This is a genomic window from Microbulbifer sp. S227A (assembly GCF_049800935.1).
This window is the reverse complement of record NZ_JBNAFZ010000001.1, coordinates 710,393-727,989: the sequence shown is the minus strand read 5'-3', so window position 1 is coordinate 727,989 and position 17,597 is coordinate 710,393. Positions and strand designations below refer to the sequence as shown.

Sequence of the window (17,597 nt, the reverse complement as noted above, 5' to 3'; positions counted from 1 at the left end):
TATGCCGGGGGATCGCCTAAATGAAACCGCATGAAAAGGCCCATTCTGATCCATCCCGACCCGCGCCTGAAAAAGGTCTGTACCCCGGTTGACGACATCACCGGCGAGTTGAGCACGCTGGCCGATGACATGCTGGAAACCATGTATGATGCGCCGGGCATTGGCCTCGCCGCGCCGCAGATCGGCGTGTTGCAACGCCTGATCGTGCTGGATTGCGTCAAGGAGGAGGGCGCGGCACCGCAGCCGCTTGTGATGTTCAATCCCGAGATTGTCGCATCCTCGGATGAAACCAATGTCTACGAGGAGGGTTGCCTGTCGATCCCGGATCAATATGCCGAGGTGACGCGCCCCGCCGAAGTCGAAGTCGCGTGGATCGACCAGCAGGGCAATCCGCAGAAGCAGACATTCGACAAGCTCTGGGCGACCTGTGTGCAACACGAGATCGATCACCTGAACGGCAAGCTGTTCATCGACTACCTGAAACCGCTCAAGCGGCAGATGATCACCCGCAAGATGCAAAAGCTGAAACGCGAACGGGCCCGCGCCTGACATGGCGGTGCGTCGTTGCATCCCCTGGCCGGACAAGCGGTTGCGGTCGGTTGCCGCCGAGGTTGACGAAATCACCGACGAGATCCGCGCCATCTGGGCCGACATGATCGACACGATGGAGGCGATGCCCGGTGTCGGCCTCGCCGCGCCGCAGGTGGGGGTCATGTTGCGGCTGGCCGTTGTCGATGGCTCGACCGAGCGGGGCAAGGCGGTGCGGCTGGCCAACCCCGAGATCCTGCACGCCTCGGTCGAACTGCGCGAGCATGACGAGGCCAGCCCCAACCTGCCCGGCGTTTCGGCCAGGATCAAACGCCCGCGCGCCGTGACCGTTCGCTATCTGGACGAGGGAGGGATGATCACCCGGCGCGATTTTGTCGGTATCGAGGCGACCAGCGTGCAACACCAGATCGACCATCTGAATGGCCGGTTGTATTTCGACCGGCTGTCCAAGGTGAAACGTGACATGCTGTTGCGCAAGGCAAGGAAACTGGCGGGCTGAGCGCCGCCGGACGGAGGCGAACATGCGCATCATCTTCATGGGAACGCCCGATTTCTCGGTGCCGGTGCTGGATGCGCTGGTCGCGGCCGGGCATGATATCGCGGCGGTCTATTGCCAGCCGCCCCGCCGTGCCGGACGCGGCAAGAAGGAACGACCCAGCCCGGTTCAGGTGCGGGCAGAGACCATGGGGCTCGTTGTGCGCCATCCGGTTTCGCTGCGCGATGATGCGGCGTTGGCGGAGTTCCGGGCGTTCAAGGCCGATATCGCCGTCGTGGTGGCTTATGGTCTGATTCTGCCTCAGGCGATTCTGGATGCACCGGGGCGCGGTTGCCTGAATATTCACGCCAGCCTGCTGCCGCGCTGGCGCGGGGCCGCGCCGATCCATCGCGCGATCATGGCGGGCGACAAACAGACCGGTGTGTGCATCATGCAGATGGAGGCGGGCCTGGACACCGGTCCGGTTCTGATGCGGGTTGAAACCGGAATTGGCGACGAGGAAACCACCGCGGAACTGCATGACCGGCTGTCGGCGATGGGTGCGGAGGCGATTGTTGCGGCGCTCGACAGGCTCGACGGGTTGACCCCGCTGCCACAGCCGGAAGCCGGCGTGACCTATGCGGACAAGATCGACAAGGCCGAGGCGCGGGTTGACTGGACGCGGCCGGCAGTCGAGATTGACCGGCTTGTGCGCGGGTTGTCGAACTTTCCCGGGGCCTGGACCGAGATCGCGGGTCAACGGGTCAAGCTCCTGGCGTCGCGATGCGTGGCCGGGGCGGGGACGGCCGGCACAGCGCTGGATGATCGCCTGACGATTGCCTGCGGTGACGGGGCGATTTCGCTGCTGCGCTTGCAACGGGCGGGCAAAGGCGCGCAGGATAGTGAGACATTCCTGCGGGGGTGCCCGGTGCCGAAAGGCACGCAGCTCTAGGAGAGGTGCTATGTTTCCGACCCTGATAGGAACCGTGGTGATCGCCGGGATCGTCGGCTATGCCTCGGAAAAGACCGGCTTTACCCGCAACGGTTACCTGCCGTCGATCATCATCTGTATCGGCGGGGCCTTTTTGTTCTATTTCGTGCGGCTGATGTTCGGGATCGGATTCGGCTCGCCGGGTCTGAACGCGGTTCTGTCCTCGGTCGGGGCCTTGATCATCGTGCCGACCCATTGGCGGCGCGGAGGGCGGTGACATGGGGGTGATCGCGCTGATCGTCATCGGGGCCGCCGCCGGGTTTCTTGCCACCCGGCTGATGCGGATCGAGGCGGACATACCAACCACCATGTTCATCGGGGTCGCCGGGGCGCTGATCGGCGGGCTGATCCTGCGGGTGCTCGGCACGCTGATGGGGGCGATGGCCGGGTTTGTCGGCGCGGTGCTCGGGGCGATGTTGCTGATCTGGCTGTGGCAGCGCTATCGCCGCTAGACCCTTGGCGGGCGGCTTTTATAGACGGGCAGGCTCCAGCCAAAGACCAACGACCCGGCGCGCAGGACGCCGCATGTTGCCGCCGCGATCAGCAGGGCAGGGCGCAGCGACAGCCCGAAATGCAGCGCCAGCATCGCGGCACCCGAACCGGCCAGCGCGGCGGTGGCATAGAGTTCACCCTGTTTCAGAACCAGCGGGATCTCACCAACCACCACATCGCGCATCAGGCCGCCAAGGCAACCGGTCGCAACCCCCATCAGCATCACGATCACGCCCGGCTGGTCAAACGAAAGCGCAACCCCCGTCCCGGCGGCCACCGCGATCGACAGGGCGAAACAATCGAGCCACAGCAGCCAGCGATACCGGCTCTCGACGAGATGCGCGGTAAAGAACACGAAGACCGCCGCAGCCACGCAGATCAGCACATAGACCGGTTGCCCGATCCAGAATACCGGATCGCGGCCCAGCAGCACATCGCGCACCGTGCCGCCACCCACCGCCGTCAGGCAGGCGACAAAGGCAAACCCCACGAGGTCAAGCTGAGCGCGGCTGGCCACCAGCGCGCCGGTCAGCGCAAAGACCAGAACCGAGCCAAAATCCAGCAGCGCGAGGAAGCTCACCGGCCTGCCGCCTTGGATTTGTAGGGGGCCATGCCCTTGCGCGCGAGTTCGTCGGCGCGTTCGTTCTCCGGGTGCCCCGCATGGCCCTTGACCCATTTCCAGCTCACCTGGTGCCGCGCCTGGGCCGCATCGAGCTCTTGCCAGAGATCGGCATTCTTGACCGGCTTTTTTGCCGCCGTCTTCCAGCCGTTTTTTTTCCAGCCGTGGATCCAGCCGGTGACGCCGTTCTTGACGTATTGGCTGTCGGTCACGACGGTGATGGCGGTCGTGCGCCCCAGGGCCTCAAGTGCCGAGATCGCGGCCAGCAATTCCATCCGGTTGTTGGTGGTGTTGGCCTCGCCACCCGAGAGTTCGCGCTCTTTCAGGACGGTATCGCCGTCCTTCGCCTGCAACAGCACACCCCAGCCGCCGGGGCCGGGATTGCCCGAACAGGCGCCATCGGTATAGGCCAGAAATTCAGGCATGTGCCTGCACCACGATCCAGCCCTGCGGATGTCCCGCAAGGCCCGCCGCCTTTCCGGTCCAATGGGTGTCAGGTGTCAGTCCCGCGTCGGTCAACAGCGTCTCCAGTTCTTCGTGTTCGTAATATTCATAATATCGGTCCAGGCTGTCGCGCGCACCACCCGTACCGCGTTTCATGCCGATGAACAGCACGGCACCGGGCTTCAGAGCCGCAGCGATACATTCCAGGTGATCGGGCAGGGCCGCGCGCGGGGCGTGCAGCAGGCTGAAATAGGCCCAGATGCCGTCATAGGTATCCCGCGCGCGCAGGTCGTCAAAGCGGACAAGACGGGCCGAAACACCCGGCTGGCGCGCGGCCATATCGATCATGGCAGGTGTTGCGTCGATGGCCTCGACCGTCAGCCCGGCCTCGGCCATGCGGCGGGCGTAATGGCCCGGACCGCAACCGAGATCCAGCACCCGGCCACCGGGCGGGCAGGCGGCAATGAAACGATCGATCATCGGGTCGCGATCCGCCTCGCGTTCCATCATCGCAGCATAGTCATCGCGGCAGCGTTCATAGACCGCGAGCGTTCGTTCATCGCTCATCTGAGGGTTCCAACAACAAGACAGGGGGCAACAATACCGGGCTGAGCAGGGCGCAATACCAGATATCGGTCACGCCCGGGCCATTTCGCTCAGCTCCGCAATACGCGGGGCACCTTGAATTCAACCGTTTCGACGGCGGTCTCCACCTTCTGGATGGTCACGTCGTGACGCTCTTGCACGGCGGCAATCACCTCGTCGATCAGGATCTCGGGGGCCGATGCGCCGGCGGTGATGCCGATGCTGGTGGCTCCGGAAATGGCGCGCCAGTCGATATCGGCCGCGCGCTGCACGAGCTGGGAATAGGGACAGCCGGCCTTGTTGCCGACCTCGACCAGCCGCTTGGAATTCGAAGAATTCGGTGCCCCAACCACCAGCATCGCGTCGATCATCGGCGCCATTGCCTTGACCGCGTCCTGCCGGTTGGTGGTGGCATAACAGATGTCTTCCTTGTGCGGCCCGACGATATTGGGAAAGCGCTGTTGCAGGGCGGCGACGATATCGGCGGTGTCGTCGACGCTCAGGGTGGTCTGGGTGACAAAGGCGATCCGGTCGGGATCGCGCACGTCAACCGTCGCCACATCGTCAACGGTTTCAACCAGCAACACCGCTCCGGGCGGCAGTTGCCCCATCGTGCCGATGGTTTCCGGATGGCCCTTGTGGCCGATCATGATCATTTGCAGACCGTTCTCGGCGTGGCGCTGTGCCTCGATATGCACCTTGCTGACCAGCGGACAGGTGGCATCCACATAGATCATGTTGCGCGTTTGCGCGGCGGCAGGAACCGATTTGGGCACGCCATGGGCGGAAAAGATTACCGGGCGGTCATCCGGGCATTCATCAAGCTCTTCGACAAATATCGCGCCTTTGTCCCGTAGCCCGTCGACGACGAACTTGTTATGCACGATCTCGTGGCGCACATAGACCGGCGCGCCCCATTTCTGAAGCGCCATTTCGACGATCTTGATCGCCCGGTCCACACCGGCACAGAACCCGCGCGGGGCAGCGAGATACAGGGTCATTGGGGGTTTGGGCATGGCTGGTCTCCTTGCGCAGAGACCTAGGGGTTTGCGCCGCGATGGTCCAGAGACACCGACCAAATGATCATTTGGTCGCAGCGCGCATTTGGCCGCATTGCGGGGTGGGGCGGCGCTTGCATCGCCCCATCCCCGGTTGCGACAGTCGTGTCCTAGCGCCCGCCGGCGGCCGAGGCGACCGTGCGGGGCTCGTTCGGCACTTCGCGCGGAGGGCGGCCGATTACTTCCTTGAGCTCTTCAAGCTCGATGAAGTTGTCCGCCTGCCGGCGCAGCTCGTCCGAGATCATCGGCGGCTGGCTGCGGATCGTGGAAACCACCGACACCCGCACGCCCTGGCGTTGCAGGCTGGCGACAAGGGGGCGGAAATCGCCGTCACCGGAAAACAGCACGATATGATCGACACGCGGCGCAAGCTCCATTGCGTCCACGGTCAGCTCGATATCCATGTTTCCCTTGACCTTTCGGCGCCCCATGCTGTCGGTGTATTCCTTGGCGGGCTTGGTCACCATGGTAAAGCCGTTGTAGTGGAGCCAGTCCACCAGCGGCCTGATCGGCGAATACTCGTCGTTCTCAAGCAGTGCGGTATAGTAGAATGCCCGCAGCATCTTGCCGCGACGCATGAACTCCTGTCGCAATAGCTTGTAGTCGATATCAAATCCCAGCGACTTGGCAGCCGCGTAGAGATTCGAACCGTCAATGAACAGCGCGAGCCGTTCGTCCTTATAAAACATCAAATTGTCCTTCCGGTAATACGCCCCGCTATGGTCCGTGAGTGAGTGGTGTTAAATTCAGGCGGGCCGGTAGACTTAAAATAAGAAGTTCGGCATGTATCGCAAGTCTACAGCGATTGTGAAAATGCGTCAAAAATGTTCGAAAACCGGTCAATTGCAGTCATCGGACTGGGCGGAAACCTGCCATTTCAGGGTTCCCCGACGGCAATAACCCTGCGGCAAGCGGTACAGATGCTGGCACAACCGGACATGGTGATTCGTGCCGTCAGCCGGTTTTTCGCGACACCCTGTTTTCCCGCCGGGGCCGGGCCGGACTATGTGAACGCCGCCGTCGCGCTGCAAACCGGCCTGCCGCCCGCGGCGCTTTTGGACCGGCTGCATGATATCGAGGCGGGTTTTCTGCGCGAACGGGTGCAGCGATGGGGGATGCGAACCGTCGATCTGGACTTGCTGGCCTATGACCAGGTAATCCTGCCCGATCTCGCGGGGTATTCACGCTGGCGCGCGTTGCCCTCCGAAGAGCAGATCCGGGCGACGCCGGACGAATTGATCCTGCCGCATCCCCGGATACAGGACCGCGCCTTTGTCCTGGTTCCGATGCTGGACGTGGCGCCGGATTGGGAGCATCCGGTGTTGCGCAAATCGGTCCGGTCGCTGTGCAGCGCCTTGCCGGCAGCGGAGCGCGACGCCATTCGCCCGCTATAGGGCGTTGCGCCGCAGCATTCAGCGCTTGTCAATCGGTGCGATCCCGACTAGATATCTTCTTTCTGTACGAAACTTGCTGCTGGAGAGTCGCCCATGGCCCGCGTTACGGTCGAAGATTGCGTAGACAAGGTCCCGAACCGGTTCGAGCTGGTCATGCTTGCCGCCCATCGCGCGCGCGAGATTTCCGCCGGTGGCGCGATCACCGTTGACCGCGACAATGACAAGAACCCCGTTGTTTCCCTGCGGGAAATCGCGGAAGAGACCCAGCGTGCCGACGATCTGCGCGAGCGTCTGATCGAAAGCAACCAGACCCAGATCGAAGTTGACGAGCCCGAAGATGATTCGATGGCGCTGTTGATGGGGGCCGAGGCCGACAAGCCCGCCGAAGACGACATGTCCGAAGAAATGTTGCTGCGCCAACTGATGGAGGCCCAGGGCCAGGGCTGAGCAGGGCGCGACATTCCGGGGTGCGGACCAGATGATTGCAGTTGAAGACTTGATTGCGCTGGTCCGCAATTACAATCCGAAAACCAATACCGACCGCATCGCCGCCGCCTATGACTATGGCATGCAGATGCATGAAGGGCAGTTCCGCCAATCCGGCGAACCCTATTTTTCCCATCCCGTTGCCGTTGCCGCCATCCTGACCGAGCAACGGCTGGATGACGCCACCATCATCACCGCACTGCTGCACGACACGATCGAGGACACCAAGGCGTCGTTCTCGGAGGTCGAGAACCGGTTCGGGCGCGAGGTGGCCGAGCTGGTCGATGGTGTGACCAAGCTGACCAACCTGCAACTGTCCAGCCACGAGACCAAGCAGGCCGAGAATTTCCGCAAGCTCTTCATGGCGATGTCCAAGGATCTGCGGGTCATCCTGGTCAAGCTGGCCGACCGGCTGCACAACATGCGCACGATCAAGTCCATGCGCCAGGAAAAGCAGGTGCAGAAGGCGCGCGAAACCATGGATATCTATGCGCCGCTTGCCGGGCGCATGGGGATGCAATGGATGCGCGAAGAGCTCGAGGATCTGAGCTTTCGCGTATTGAACCCGGAAGGGCGACAATCGATCATCCGCCGCTTTATTACCCTGCAACGGGAAACGGGTGATGTGATTCATCGCATCACCGGCGACATGCGCAGCGAGTTGGGCAAGGCGGGCATCGAGGCCGAGGTGTTTGGTCGCGCCAAGAAGCCCTATTCGATCTGGCGCAAGATGCAGGAAAAGGAACAGGGATTTTCGCGCCTGTCCGACATTTACGGTTTCCGCATCATCACCGGCAGCGAGGAAGATTGTTACCGCACGCTCGGCGCGATTCACCAGCGCTGGCGCGCGGTGCCGGGGCGGTTCAAGGATTACATCAGCCAGCCGAAATCCAACGGCTACCGCTCGATCCACACCACGGTTTCGGGACGTGACGGCAAGCGGGTCGAGGTGCAGATCCGCACCCGCCAGATGCATGATGTGGCCGAGACCGGCGTGGCCGCGCATTGGTCGTATCGCGATGGCGTGCGCACCGAGAACCCCTTTGCCGTGGACCCGGCCAAGTGGATTTCCAGCCTGACCGAGCAGTTCGATGCCGAAGAGGATCACGAGGATTTTCTCGAAGCGGTCAAGCTCGAGATGTATTCCGACCAGGTGTTCTGTTTCACCCCAAAGGGCGACGTGGTCAAGCTGCCGCGCGGGGCGACGCCGATCGACTATGCCTATGCCATCCACACCCGCATCGGCGGTGCCTGTGTCGGGGCCAAGGTGGACGGGCTGCGGGTGCCGCTCTGGACCCGGCTCAAGAACGGGCAATCGGTCGAGATCATCACCGCCGAGGGGCAGACCCCGCAGGCGACCTGGCTTGATATTGCCACCACTGGCAAGGCCCGCACGGCGATTCGCCGCGCCCTTCGCGAGGTGGACCGCGAACGCTTTGTCAAACTGGGCCAGGAGCTCGCCCGCTCGGCGTTCGAACATGTGGGGCGCAAGGCGACCGACAAGGCGCTGGCCACCGCCGCCAAGCATCTGCGGCTCGAAGATCGGCGGGAATTGCTCGCCCGGTTGGGCAGCGCCGAGCTGACCGCGCATGACGTGGTGCAGGCGGTCTATCCCGATCTCGCAACCGATGACGGCGACCAGATTCCGCTGCGCCGCGCGGTGATCGGCCTCAGCCCCGGACAATCCTTTGATCGCGCGCCCTGTTGCCAGCCGCTGCCGGGTGAACGCATCGTCGGCATCACCTTTCGCGGCAAGGGGGTGGTGGTGCACGCCATCGATTGCGACCGGCTGAGCGAATACGAAGATCAGCCGGAACGCTGGGTCGACCTGCATTGGCACAGCGGCACCCATCCGGCGGTCTACGGGGCGACGCTGGACCTGACCATTGGGAATGACGCCGGGGTACTTGGCCGCATTTGTACATTGATCGGCGAAAAAAAGGCCAATATCAGCGATCTGGAATTCGTTGACAGGAAACCGGATTTTTATCGTCTTACTGTCAATGTCGAACTGCGGGACGTGGAACAGCTGCTCTCGCTGATGTTGGCGCTCGAGGCGGAAAGCGATGTCGCTGCTGTCGAGCGGTTTCGAGAAAAGGCCAAGGTTCACACCGCGGTCAGCTAAGCAGGACCGGGACCGAAGGGGAATCCGCCTTGGTATTTAGACGCCGTGACCGACGCTCAGTGCTGCGCGCGATTGCGGATTTCCTGTATCCCAAGGGCGGTTGGACCCGCGCATTTCACTATGTGAAGCATCGTGTCCGGCGGCTGCCGGACTCGCCCGAACGCATCGCGCGAGGCATCTGGGCCGGGGTCTTCACCACTTTCACGCCGTTTTATACCATGCATTTCCTGGTGGCGTTTCTGATCGCGCGGGTGGTGCATGGCAATATTCTTGCGGCGCTGATGGCAACGTTTTTCGGCAATCCGCTGACCTATGTGCCCATCGGATTCGTCTCGTTGAAGACCGGGCATTTCATCCTGGGCACGAATTTCGAAGAGGGTGCCGCAAGGTCGTTTGGCGGCAAATTCATCGACGCGGCGCATGACCTGCTGCACAATTTCGGAGCCATCTTTACCGGGGGCGCGCCCGACTGGCGGGGGCTGAGCGTGTTTTACCACGAGATTTTCCTGCCCTATCTCGTCGGCGGCATCCTTCCCGGCGTGATCACCGCGACCGTCTGTTATGTGCTGAGCGTGCCGGTCATCCGCGCCTACCAGAAACGGCGCAAGAAACAGATCAAAAAGAAATTCGACGCCATCCGCAAGCGGGCCGAGGCCGATGCGCCGCCTGATTAGGGGCCTGAATGGAGGGCGGTGCAGAAGGGTGGCGCAGGGTCGCGAAAGGCGATTCATGTTTGTGTCGAAATGCACTAGGCTGGCCGAGGAATGAGAAATGAGAGCCCAAGAATGACACAGAACGAGTTGCGCCTTGGCGTGAATATCGACCATGTGGCCACCGTTCGGAATGCCCGTGGCGGAGCCTATCCCGACCCGCTGCGCGCGGCGCGGCTGGCCGAAGAGGCGGGGGCCGATGGCATCACCGCGCATCTGCGCGAAGACCGCCGCCACATCAGCGATGCGGATATCGACGGGTTGATGGATATTCTGAATATCCCGTTGAATTTCGAAATGGCGGCCACCGACGAGATGCAGGCGATCGCCCTGCGTCACAAGCCCCATGCCGTCTGCATCGTGCCGGAAAAGCGCGAGGAACGGACCACCGAGGGCGGGCTTGAGGTTGCGCGCGAAGAAAACCGGCTGGCGCATTTCATCGCCCCGCTGCGCGATGCCGGGTGCCGCGTGTCGATCTTTATTGCCGCCGACAAGCGCCAGATCGACGCCGCTCATCGCATCGGTGCCGAGGTGATCGAGCTGCATACCGGGGCCTATTGCGATGCCTTTGCCGAAGGGCGGATGGATGAGCACCAGAAAGAACTGAATGCCCTGCGCGAGATGTCGGCCTATGCCCATTCGCTGGGGCTCGAGGTGCATGCGGGTCATGGGCTGACCTATGACACGGTTGCGCCCATCGCCGCGTTCCCCGAGGTGAAAGAGCTGAATATCGGCCATTTCCTGATCGGTGAATCGATTTTCCTGGGCCTGCAACCGGCAATCGCCGAAATGCGCCGATTGATGGATGCGGCGCGCAATGGTTGACGGGGCGCATGTGCTGCTGCCGCTTGGGGTGGTCGTGCTGGGCTGGGTTCTCGCGGGGGGCAGCCCCGGCCCGGCAACGCTGACGATCTCGGGAACGGCGATGTCGCGGGGCCGGTTGGCCGGGCTGCAAGTCGCGTTGGGCGTGCTGGTTGGCTCGGCCTCCTGGGGCGTGGCGGCGGCGATGGGCTTTTCGGCGGTGATGATGGCGAATGCCTGGCTGTTTGAGATCGTGCGCTATGCGGGCGCGGGGTACTTGCTGTTTCTCGCGGTCAAGTCGCTGAAATCCGCGTGGCGGGGCGGGCAAGCAGAGCTGGTGCAGGTGTCGAGCCGGTCGCTGTTTCTCAGGGGGCTGATGCTGCATCTGACAAATCCCAAGGCGATCCTGTCCTGGGGGTCGATCTATGCGATCGTGCTGGCCCCGGACGTGCCGTGGTACGTGGTCTGGCAATTGTTCGCGATACTGTTCGCGGCCTCTGCCATGGTGTTTCTGGGTTATGCGATCCTGTTTTCCGCGGCCCCCGTCGCCCGGTTCTATGCACGCTCGCGGCGCTGGTTTGAGCTGGCCTTTGGCGTGTTGTTCGGGGCGGCCAGCCTCAAGATGCTGACGGTGCGGTTCGCATGATCCTTGGCATCGGCACCGACCTGGCCAATATCGAACGCATCGCCGCAACGCTTGAGCGGTTCGGCGACCGGTTTCGCAACCGGGTGTTTACCGAGGTCGAACAGCGCAAGGCCGAACGGCGCAAGGATGTGGCCGGCACCTATGCCAAGCGTTGGGCCGCGAAAGAGGCCTGTTCCAAGGCGCTTGGCACCGGGTTGCGCATGGGAATCGCATGGAAGGACATGGCGGTCAGCAACCTGCGCACCGGCCAGCCCGTCATGGAAGTGACCGGTTGGGCCGCCGAACGGCTGCGCGAGATGACACCGGCGGGCCACGAGGCGATCATCCACGTCACCCTGACCGATGACCATCCCTGGGCGCAGGCATTCGTGGTGATCGAGGCGCGCCCGATCGCCGGGGCCGAGACAGCGCCTTGACACTGACCATGCCGCCCCGCATGTAGCGCCCAACCCAGCAACACCGGAGATCCGCATGGCCGAGAAAGCCAAAAAGGGAAACGCGATTGTCGAGACGATCAAGACCATCGTCTATGCCCTGCTTATCGCGGGCGTGTTCCGCACTCTGTTCTTTCAGCCGTTCTGGATCCCGTCGGGATCGATGAAGGAAACGCTGCTGATCGGTGATTTCCTGTTCGTCAACAAGATGGCCTATGGTTATTCCTATGCATCCTGCCCCAGCGTGATCATGCCGGGGGTCGGTATCAATATCGACGCCGAGGATGTCTGTGGCATGTTCCCGCAGAACAATGGCCGCCTGTTCGGATCGGAACCGGAACGCGGCGATGTCGTGGTGTTCCGCCACCCGGTTTCCGGGCGCGATTTCATCAAGCGGCTGGTCGGGCTGCCCGGTGACAAGATCCAGATCACAGGCGGCGTGCTGTCGATCAACGACCAGCCGGTCCAGTTGCAGGATGACGGGATGTTCACCGAGACCTATGAGCCGCAAGGACCACAGGCCAGCCGGCCACGCTGTTCCAACGGGCCGGTCGGTCCGGGCGCGGCCTGTGAAAAGCAGCGCTTTGTCGAAACCTTTCCGGATGGCAATTCCCACGATATTCTGGAAATCGGCAATCAGGGTCTGGACAATACCGGCGTCTACATGGTGCCGGAGGGGCATTACTTTTTCATGGGTGACAACCGCGACAATTCCATGGACAGCCGTGTGCCGCAAAGCGCTGGTGGCGTCGGCTTTGTGCCCTATGAGAACCTGATCGGCCGGGCGGACCGGATCATGTTCAGCTCGGCGGGGCGCTCGATGCTGTTCTTCTGGACCTGGCGCGGCGACCGGTTCTTCAAGGCGATCCAGTGAAGCTTGGGGCCGAATTACAGGCGTTCCAGCGCCGGATCGGCCACGAGTTCGAGCGGCCAGAGCTGTTGCTGCGGGCGTTGACGCATGGCTCGATGTCCTCGCCGACGCGGGCCGACAACCAGCGGCTCGAATTCCTGGGCGACCGGGTTCTGGGGCTGGTGATGGCCTCTGCCCTGCTCGACAAGGACAAGGGCGCCAGCGAAGGCCAACTGGCTCCGCGGTTCAATGCGCTGGTGCGCAAGGAAACCTGTGCCGATGTGGCGCGCGACATCGACCTTGGCGCGGTGCTCAAGCTGGGACGCTCCGAGATGCTGTCGGGCGGGCGGCGCAAGCAGGCCCTGCTCGGGGACGCGATGGAGGCAGTGATCGCTGCGGTCTATCGCGATGGCGGGCTGGAGGTGGCGCGCGACATGATCCTGCGCCTGTGGGGGGATCGGGTCGACCGGGTGGACGCGGATGCGCGCGACGCCAAGACGGCGCTTCAGGAATGGGCGCAGGCGCGGGGCCAGAAACCCCCGGCTTATGTCGAGATCGAACGCAGCGGCCCGGATCATGCGCCGGTCTTTACCATTGCCGCGCGGCTGGAAAACGGCGCCGAGGCCCAGGCCCGCGCGGGCTCAAAACGGCAGGCGGAACAGAGCGCGGCGGGGGCCCTGTTGCAGAAACTGGAGAACAGGACATGACACGTGCCGGATTCGTCGCGCTGATCGGAGAGCCCAACGCGGGGAAGTCCACCCTGCTGAACCGGATGGTGGGGGCCAAGGTGTCGATCGTGACCCACAAGGTCCAGACCACCCGCGCGCGTATTCGCGGTGTCGCCATGGAGGGCGACAGCCAGTTGGTGTTTGTCGACACGCCGGGCCTGTTTCAACCGCGCCGCCGGCTGGACCGGGCGATGGTTGCCGCCGCCTGGGGCGGGGCGGCCGACGCGGATGTGGTGTTGCTGCTGATCGAAGCGCATCGCGGTGTGACCGAGGGCGTGGAACGCATCCTCGAAGGGCTGGGCGATATTGGCGAGGGCCGCAAGGTTGCGCTGGCGATCAACAAGATCGACCGCGTTCCGTCCGAGGCGTTGCTGGCGCTGACCAAGGACATGAACGAACGCTACGGGTTTGCCGAAACCTTCATGATCTCCGCCGAAAAGGGGCATGGGGTTCAGGCCCTGCGCGACTGGCTCGCCGCCGAACTGCCCGAGGGGCCATGGCTCTATCCCGAAGACCAGATCGCCGACCTTCCCATGCGGATGATCGCGGCGGAAATGACCCGCGAAAAGCTGACCCTGCGGCTGCATCAGGAACTGCCGTACCAGATGACGGTCGAAACCGAGAGCTGGGAGGAACGCAAGGATGGTTCGGCCCGTGTGGAACAGGTGATCTACGTGGTGCGCGACGGCCACAAGGGGATCGTGCTGGGACACAAGGGTGAAACCATCAAGGCGGTCTCCAAGGCCGCACGCGAGGAGCTGGCCGAGTTCCTGGGGCGCAAGGTGCACCTGTTCCTGCAAGTCAAGGTGCGCCCCAACTGGCTGGAAGAGGCCGAGCGCTATTCCGAGATGGGTCTCGACTTCAAAGACGGCGCGTGATGGCGCGCCTGACGGCGGAATTCTGGGTGCAGGCCTATCTGGCACGCCTGCGCTTGCAGGACATTCCCGCCTTTGTCGTGGCCCATGGCGACAACACGGCGGGCGCGATCCTGGTCAAGCTCAATACGCTGGATGGGCAGGCCACGGTGTTTCAGCGCAGTTTCGACCTGATGAGCGGCGCGCGCCATTGGATCACGCTGGTGCAGGGGGCCGAGCGCGAGGTGGATCACACGATCAGCCGCCAGCGCGCCCATGATCCCGACCTGTGGGTGATCGAAATCGAGGACCGGGCCGGGCGCAGCCTGCTTGATGAGCCGGGGCTGGCGGACTAGGGCGGCGAGGGCGCGGCGATCCCTTGCAAACCGCCGCCATGCATGGGTTATTGCGGTATGGAATGGCGCGATCACGGCATCCTTCTGACCCTGCGGCGGCACGGCGAATCCGCCGCAATCATCGATGTGTTCACGCAGGAACATGGCCGCCACGCCGGGCTTGTCCGGGGGGGCGCGGGCCGCAAGATCGCACCGGTGTTGCAACCCGGCGCGCAGCTTGACCTGCTCTGGCGGGCGCGGCTTGAGGATCATATCGGCAGTTATCAGGTGGAACCGGTGCGCAGCCGCGCCGCCGCTGCCATGTCGGGCCGGATGGCGCTGGCCGGGTTGAACGCGGTGACGGCCTTGCTCGCCTTCTGCCTGCCCGAGCGCGAACCGCACGGGCGGCTCTACCTGCGCAGCGAACAGTTGCTAGACCTGTTGGGACAGGACGAGATCTGGCCGCTGGCCTATCTGAAATGGGAACTGGCGCTGCTGGAAGAGCTTGGCTTCGCGCTTGACCTGAGCCGATGTGCCGCTACCGGCGTGACCGAGGACCTGGTCTATGTCTCGCCGAGATCTGGCCGTGCCGTGTCGCGCGCAGGGGCGGGGGAATGGGCCGACAGGATGCTGCCCCTGCCACCGGTCATGCGCGGCGCAGGGGATGCGCCGGATCATGAAATCGTTCAGGCACTTGGAACCACCGGGTATTTTTTGACCGAGCGTGTCGCCACCGCCCTCGGCAACAGGCCGTTACCCAATGCCCGGGCGCGGCTTGTCGATCTGCTCCGGACGGGGCTGGCGCAAAGGGCTTCGCGCTGAGCCGGCCCCTAGCCGCGTTGTTCAAGAACCGCGAGAACCTTGAGGTGCTCGGGCGCGATCTCCGGGTGCGATATGGTTGCGGGTAGATTGCGAACGGTTGGTGCGATGGATTCAATGGCCATGATCAGATGCTCGGAAATATCGACCAGCCCTTCACGCTCGCAATACGTGTTCAGGTCGATCAACGCGTCAACGATCCAGCCCAAATCCTGAGAGTTTTCCATTCCCCGATGCTCTCCCTACAACATACCGGAAATTGAATACTAAATTGAGAGAGCCGCCGCATCATGACCCACGTATAGGTTGCGATATCGATGGGATAGGGGCCTATCCGATAGGATAGGTTTTACTAAAAGTAATGTGATTTTCTTTGCGCGAATGCGCTCGGATCAGGCCGGGAATCTGAATTTTCGCCCAATTATTGGGCGTTTGAGGCGGGCGGGCGCGTGACCGCGCGCCGCCCGGGAATCACTGTCTGGTGCCGGGTCAGCTCAGGATGCGCCGGGCAATGACCTGTGCCTGGATCTCGGCGGCACCCTCAAAGATGTTCAGGATCCGGGCATCGCAGAGCACGCGCGAAATCTTGTATTCCAGCGCAAAGCCATTGCCGCCATGGATCTGCAACCCGTTATCCGCCGCTGCCCAGGCCACGCGGGCACCCAGCAGCTTTGCCATCCCGGCCTCGAGATCACAGCGATGCCCGTGGTCCTTTTCCCAGGCCGAGAAATAGGTCAGCTGGCGGGCGATCATGATTTCAACCGCCATCATCGCCAGTTTGCCCGACACGCGGGGGAAGCTGATCAGCGACTTGCCGAACTGCTTGCGTTCCTGGGCGTATTGCATCGCGATATCCAGCGCGCATTGCGCGACGCCAATGGCGCGGGCGGCGGTCTGGATGCGGGCGGATTCGAAAGTTTCCATCAATTGCTTGAAGCCCTTGCCCTCCTGGCCCCCCAACAGGTTCTCGCCCTTGACCTCGAACCCGTCAAAACCAAGCTCGTATTCCTTCATGCCGCGATAGCCGAGCACTTCGATCTCGCCACCGGTCATGCCCGGTGTCGGGAACGGGTCGGCATCGGTGCCCGGCGTCTTTTCCGCCAGGAACATCGACAGGCCCCGGTGGTCGGTGGTGTCCGGGTTGGTGCGCGCCAGCAGCGTCATCACATGGGTGCGCGCCGCGTGGGTGATCCATGTCTTGTTGCCGGTGACCTGGTAATTGCCGTTCTCGTCCCTGACCGCGCGGGTCCGTAGGCTGCCGAGGTCCGAACCGGTATTGGGTTCGGTGAATACGGCGGTGGGCAGGATTTCGGCGCTGGCGATCTTGGGCAGCCAATGCGCCTTTTGTTCGTCCGTACCGCCGGCGATGATCAACTCGGCGGCGATCTCGCTGCGGGTGCCAAGGCTGCCGACACCGATATAACCACGCGACAGCTCTTCGGACACGACACACATCGAGGCCTTGGACAGGCCGAACCCGCCATGTTCCTCGGGGATGGTCAGGCCGAACACACCCATCTCGGCAAGCTCTTCGATGATCTCGATCGGGATCAATTCATCGTTGAGGTGCCAGTCATGCGCATTGGGTTCCACCTTGTCCACGGCATAGCGGCGGAACTGCTCGCGGATCATTTCGAGCTCTTCGTCGAGACCGGATGCGCCGAACATGATGTTGCCCGCCTGCTCCTGCATCAGGTCCACAAGCTGCGTGCGTGCCGCCTGGGTGTTGCCGCCGCTCATCAGGGCCTGCACCTCGGCGCACTGGAACCCCGAGAGCGCGTCCCAGCCCAGGCCAAGTTCTTGCAAACGCAGGATTTCGCCCTGGTTCATCGGGATGCCGCCGGCGATCTGGTGCAGGTATTCGCCAAAGGCGATCTGGTGGATCAGGTGTTCGATTTCGCCGAACTTGCCATCCGATTGCAGCCGCTCGGCCCAGGCCTGCATCTGTTGCAGCGCCTGCGCATAGGTGGCCAGCCAGGCCAGGCCATGCGCCGCGGTCTGGTTGGCCTCGATCAGCGCCCCCGAAACGCGATCGCCATCGATGACGCGGGTCCGCACGCTGTCGCGGGCCTTGTCCAGATAACCTTGAACCGCGGGCAGCGCGGCGGCGGTGAGTTTCAGCAGATCGGGCAGAATCACCGCCCCGTTCTCATGATGTGTCATCGTCTGATCCTGTCCGTCGTGTGCCATGAGTCACTCTTC

The 17,597-nt window shown here is 63.1% G+C and carries 24 protein-coding genes; 17 read left to right on the top strand and 7 right to left on the bottom strand.

The genetic code is table 11. The features are described 5' to 3' along the window. Positions 1-30 precede the first annotated feature (30 nt). From def (ACP15R_RS03580) to ACP15R_RS03560, 5 genes are read left to right on the top strand one after another with little or no spacing between them, the layout of a single operon-like run. Entirely contained in the window at positions 31-549 is a 519-nt protein-coding gene (gene def / locus ACP15R_RS03580; RefSeq protein ID WP_424985003.1) for a peptide deformylase, read from the top strand. Position 550: 1 nt separating this feature from the next. Continuing rightward, complete coding sequence (gene def, locus ACP15R_RS03575; protein ID WP_424985002.1) at positions 551-1,048, top strand: peptide deformylase; 498 nt, start codon at positions 551-553, stop codon at positions 1,046-1,048. Positions 1,049-1,070: 22 nt separating this feature from the next. Further along, positions 1,071-1,976, top strand: coding sequence for a methionyl-tRNA formyltransferase (gene fmt / locus ACP15R_RS03570; protein ID WP_424985001.1), 906 nt, complete (start codon positions 1,071-1,073; stop codon positions 1,974-1,976). 10 nt (positions 1,977-1,986) lie between these two features. After that, entirely contained in the window at positions 1,987-2,232 is a 246-nt protein-coding gene (locus tag ACP15R_RS03565; protein WP_424985000.1) for a hypothetical protein, read from the top strand. Position 2,233: 1 nt separating this feature from the next. Continuing rightward, positions 2,234-2,467: a GlsB/YeaQ/YmgE family stress response membrane protein gene (locus tag ACP15R_RS03560; RefSeq protein ID WP_424984999.1), complete on the top strand. Its 234-nt coding sequence runs from the start codon at positions 2,234-2,236 to the stop codon at positions 2,465-2,467. Here the strand turns inward: ACP15R_RS03560 and ACP15R_RS03555 are convergent. The 5 genes from ACP15R_RS03555 to ACP15R_RS03535 form a co-directional block, all read right to left on the bottom strand. Further along, a complete protein-coding gene (locus ACP15R_RS03555; RefSeq protein WP_424984998.1) occupies positions 2,464-3,087 on the bottom strand; it encodes a trimeric intracellular cation channel family protein in 624 nt (207 codons plus the stop codon). The genes ACP15R_RS03560 and ACP15R_RS03555 overlap by 4 nt on opposite strands. Beyond that, complete coding sequence (gene rnhA / locus ACP15R_RS03550) at positions 3,084-3,551, bottom strand: ribonuclease HI (protein ID WP_424984997.1); 468 nt, start codon at positions 3,549-3,551, stop codon at positions 3,084-3,086. Before rnhA ends, ACP15R_RS03555 begins: the two co-directional genes overlap by 4 nt. Beyond that, positions 3,544-4,137 carry a class I SAM-dependent methyltransferase gene (locus ACP15R_RS03545; protein ID WP_424984996.1) on the bottom strand — a complete coding sequence of 198 codons (594 nt, stop codon included), beginning with the start codon at positions 4,135-4,137 and terminating at the stop codon, positions 3,544-3,546. Before ACP15R_RS03545 ends, rnhA begins: the two co-directional genes overlap by 8 nt. 89 nt (positions 4,138-4,226) lie before the next feature. After that, positions 4,227-5,171 (bottom strand): 4-hydroxy-3-methylbut-2-enyl diphosphate reductase, encoded by a 945-nt coding sequence (gene ispH / locus ACP15R_RS03540; RefSeq protein ID WP_424984995.1) that lies wholly within the window; start codon positions 5,169-5,171, stop codon positions 4,227-4,229. Positions 5,172-5,323: 152 nt separating this feature from the next. Continuing rightward, positions 5,324-5,902, bottom strand: a complete 579-nt coding sequence (locus tag ACP15R_RS03535; protein WP_424984994.1) for an NYN domain-containing protein — start codon at positions 5,900-5,902, stop codon at positions 5,324-5,326. A gap of 135 nt (positions 5,903-6,037) precedes the next feature. On the opposite strand from ACP15R_RS03535, the gene folK reads away from it, so the two are divergent. The 12 genes from folK (at position 6,038) to recO (ending at position 15,398) form a co-directional block, all read left to right on the top strand. After that, the gene (folK, locus tag ACP15R_RS03530) at positions 6,038-6,607 is read left to right on the top strand and encodes a 2-amino-4-hydroxy-6-hydroxymethyldihydropteridine diphosphokinase (RefSeq protein WP_424984993.1); all 570 of its coding nucleotides are present in this window, start codon (positions 6,038-6,040) and stop codon (positions 6,605-6,607) included. 93 nt (positions 6,608-6,700) lie between these two features. Next, a complete protein-coding gene (rpoZ, locus tag ACP15R_RS03525; RefSeq protein ID WP_316773174.1) occupies positions 6,701-7,054 on the top strand; it encodes a DNA-directed RNA polymerase subunit omega in 354 nt (117 codons plus the stop codon). 31 nt (positions 7,055-7,085) lie between these two features. Continuing rightward, a complete protein-coding gene (locus ACP15R_RS03520; protein ID WP_424984992.1) occupies positions 7,086-9,218 on the top strand; it encodes a RelA/SpoT family protein in 2,133 nt (710 codons plus the stop codon). A 29-nt stretch (positions 9,219-9,247) separates the two neighbouring features. After that, entirely contained in the window at positions 9,248-9,892 is a 645-nt protein-coding gene (locus tag ACP15R_RS03515) for a DUF2062 domain-containing protein (RefSeq protein ID WP_424984991.1), read from the top strand. A 111-nt stretch (positions 9,893-10,003) separates the two neighbouring features. After that, positions 10,004-10,753, top strand: a complete 750-nt coding sequence (locus ACP15R_RS03510) for a pyridoxine 5'-phosphate synthase (protein ID WP_424984990.1) — start codon at positions 10,004-10,006, stop codon at positions 10,751-10,753. Beyond that, positions 10,734-11,375, top strand: a complete 642-nt coding sequence (locus ACP15R_RS03505; protein ID WP_424984989.1) for a LysE family translocator — start codon at positions 10,734-10,736, stop codon at positions 11,373-11,375. The genes ACP15R_RS03510 and ACP15R_RS03505 overlap by 20 nt, the downstream gene beginning before the upstream one ends. Then, positions 11,372-11,791: a holo-ACP synthase gene (acpS, locus tag ACP15R_RS03500; RefSeq protein ID WP_424984988.1), complete on the top strand. Its 420-nt coding sequence runs from the start codon at positions 11,372-11,374 to the stop codon at positions 11,789-11,791. Before ACP15R_RS03505 ends, acpS begins: the two co-directional genes overlap by 4 nt. A gap of 55 nt (positions 11,792-11,846) precedes the next feature. Further along, complete coding sequence (gene lepB, locus ACP15R_RS03495) at positions 11,847-12,683, top strand: signal peptidase I (RefSeq protein WP_424984987.1); 837 nt, start codon at positions 11,847-11,849, stop codon at positions 12,681-12,683. Further along, positions 12,680-13,366: a ribonuclease III gene (gene rnc / locus ACP15R_RS03490; protein ID WP_424984986.1), complete on the top strand. Its 687-nt coding sequence runs from the start codon at positions 12,680-12,682 to the stop codon at positions 13,364-13,366. Before lepB ends, rnc begins: the two co-directional genes overlap by 4 nt. Next, a complete protein-coding gene (era, locus tag ACP15R_RS03485; RefSeq protein ID WP_424984985.1) occupies positions 13,363-14,265 on the top strand; it encodes a GTPase Era in 903 nt (300 codons plus the stop codon). Before rnc ends, era begins: the two co-directional genes overlap by 4 nt. Next, the gene (locus tag ACP15R_RS03480; RefSeq protein ID WP_424984984.1) at positions 14,265-14,597 is read left to right on the top strand and encodes a DUF1491 family protein; all 333 of its coding nucleotides are present in this window, start codon (positions 14,265-14,267) and stop codon (positions 14,595-14,597) included. The genes era and ACP15R_RS03480 overlap by 1 nt, the downstream gene beginning before the upstream one ends. Before the next feature lie 57 nt (positions 14,598-14,654). Then, entirely contained in the window at positions 14,655-15,398 is a 744-nt protein-coding gene (gene recO / locus ACP15R_RS03475) for a DNA repair protein RecO (RefSeq protein WP_424984983.1), read from the top strand. Between the two features lie 8 nt (positions 15,399-15,406). Here the strand turns inward: recO and ACP15R_RS03470 are convergent, their stop codons facing one another. Together ACP15R_RS03470 and ACP15R_RS03465 are read right to left on the bottom strand one after the other, a co-directional pair. Then, positions 15,407-15,622: a hypothetical protein gene (locus ACP15R_RS03470; protein WP_424984982.1), complete on the bottom strand. Its 216-nt coding sequence runs from the start codon at positions 15,620-15,622 to the stop codon at positions 15,407-15,409. Positions 15,623-15,884: 262 nt separating this feature from the next. Next, positions 15,885-17,585 carry an acyl-CoA dehydrogenase family protein gene (locus ACP15R_RS03465; RefSeq protein WP_424984981.1) on the bottom strand — a complete coding sequence of 567 codons (1,701 nt, stop codon included), beginning with the start codon at positions 17,583-17,585 and terminating at the stop codon, positions 15,885-15,887. Positions 17,586-17,597 lie beyond the last annotated feature (12 nt).

Excerpts from the sequence above, each read along its gene's own strand:
- rnhA (WP_424984997.1), bottom strand. The coding sequence starts at position 3,551 with ATGCCTGAATTTCTGGCCTATACCGATGGCGCCTGTTCGGGCAATCCC.
- ACP15R_RS03470 (WP_424984982.1), bottom strand. The coding sequence starts at position 15,622 with ATGGAAAACTCTCAGGATTTGGGCTGGATCGTTGACGCGTTGATCGAC.
- def (WP_424985003.1), top strand. The coding sequence starts at position 31 with ATGAAAAGGCCCATTCTGATCCATCCCGACCCGCGCCTGAAAAAGGTC.
- def (WP_424985002.1), top strand. The coding sequence starts at position 551 with ATGGCGGTGCGTCGTTGCATCCCCTGGCCGGACAAGCGGTTGCGGTCG.
- ACP15R_RS03505 (WP_424984989.1), top strand. The coding sequence starts at position 10,734 with ATGCGGCGCGCAATGGTTGACGGGGCGCATGTGCTGCTGCCGCTTGGG.
- ACP15R_RS03480 (WP_424984984.1), top strand. The coding sequence starts at position 14,265 with ATGGCGCGCCTGACGGCGGAATTCTGGGTGCAGGCCTATCTGGCACGC.
- rpoZ (WP_316773174.1), top strand. The coding sequence starts at position 6,701 with ATGGCCCGCGTTACGGTCGAAGATTGCGTAGACAAGGTCCCGAACCGG.
- folK (WP_424984993.1), top strand. The coding sequence starts at position 6,038 with ATGTTCGAAAACCGGTCAATTGCAGTCATCGGACTGGGCGGAAACCTG.
- ACP15R_RS03545 (WP_424984996.1), bottom strand. The coding sequence starts at position 4,137 with ATGAGCGATGAACGAACGCTCGCGGTCTATGAACGCTGCCGCGATGAC.
- ACP15R_RS03565 (WP_424985000.1), top strand. The coding sequence starts at position 1,987 with ATGTTTCCGACCCTGATAGGAACCGTGGTGATCGCCGGGATCGTCGGC.
- ACP15R_RS03560 (WP_424984999.1), top strand. The coding sequence starts at position 2,234 with ATGGGGGTGATCGCGCTGATCGTCATCGGGGCCGCCGCCGGGTTTCTT.
- ACP15R_RS03510 (WP_424984990.1), top strand. The coding sequence starts at position 10,004 with ATGACACAGAACGAGTTGCGCCTTGGCGTGAATATCGACCATGTGGCC.
- fmt (WP_424985001.1), top strand. The coding sequence starts at position 1,071 with ATGCGCATCATCTTCATGGGAACGCCCGATTTCTCGGTGCCGGTGCTG.
- ACP15R_RS03535 (WP_424984994.1), bottom strand. The coding sequence starts at position 5,902 with ATGTTTTATAAGGACGAACGGCTCGCGCTGTTCATTGACGGTTCGAAT.
- ispH (WP_424984995.1), bottom strand. The coding sequence starts at position 5,171 with ATGCCCAAACCCCCAATGACCCTGTATCTCGCTGCCCCGCGCGGGTTC.
- ACP15R_RS03520 (WP_424984992.1), top strand. The coding sequence starts at position 7,086 with ATGATTGCAGTTGAAGACTTGATTGCGCTGGTCCGCAATTACAATCCG.
- era (WP_424984985.1), top strand. The coding sequence starts at position 13,363 with ATGACACGTGCCGGATTCGTCGCGCTGATCGGAGAGCCCAACGCGGGG.
- recO (WP_424984983.1), top strand. The coding sequence starts at position 14,655 with ATGGAATGGCGCGATCACGGCATCCTTCTGACCCTGCGGCGGCACGGC.
- lepB (WP_424984987.1), top strand. The coding sequence starts at position 11,847 with ATGGCCGAGAAAGCCAAAAAGGGAAACGCGATTGTCGAGACGATCAAG.
- acpS (WP_424984988.1), top strand. The coding sequence starts at position 11,372 with ATGATCCTTGGCATCGGCACCGACCTGGCCAATATCGAACGCATCGCC.
- ACP15R_RS03465 (WP_424984981.1), bottom strand. The coding sequence starts at position 17,585 with ATGGCACACGACGGACAGGATCAGACGATGACACATCATGAGAACGGG.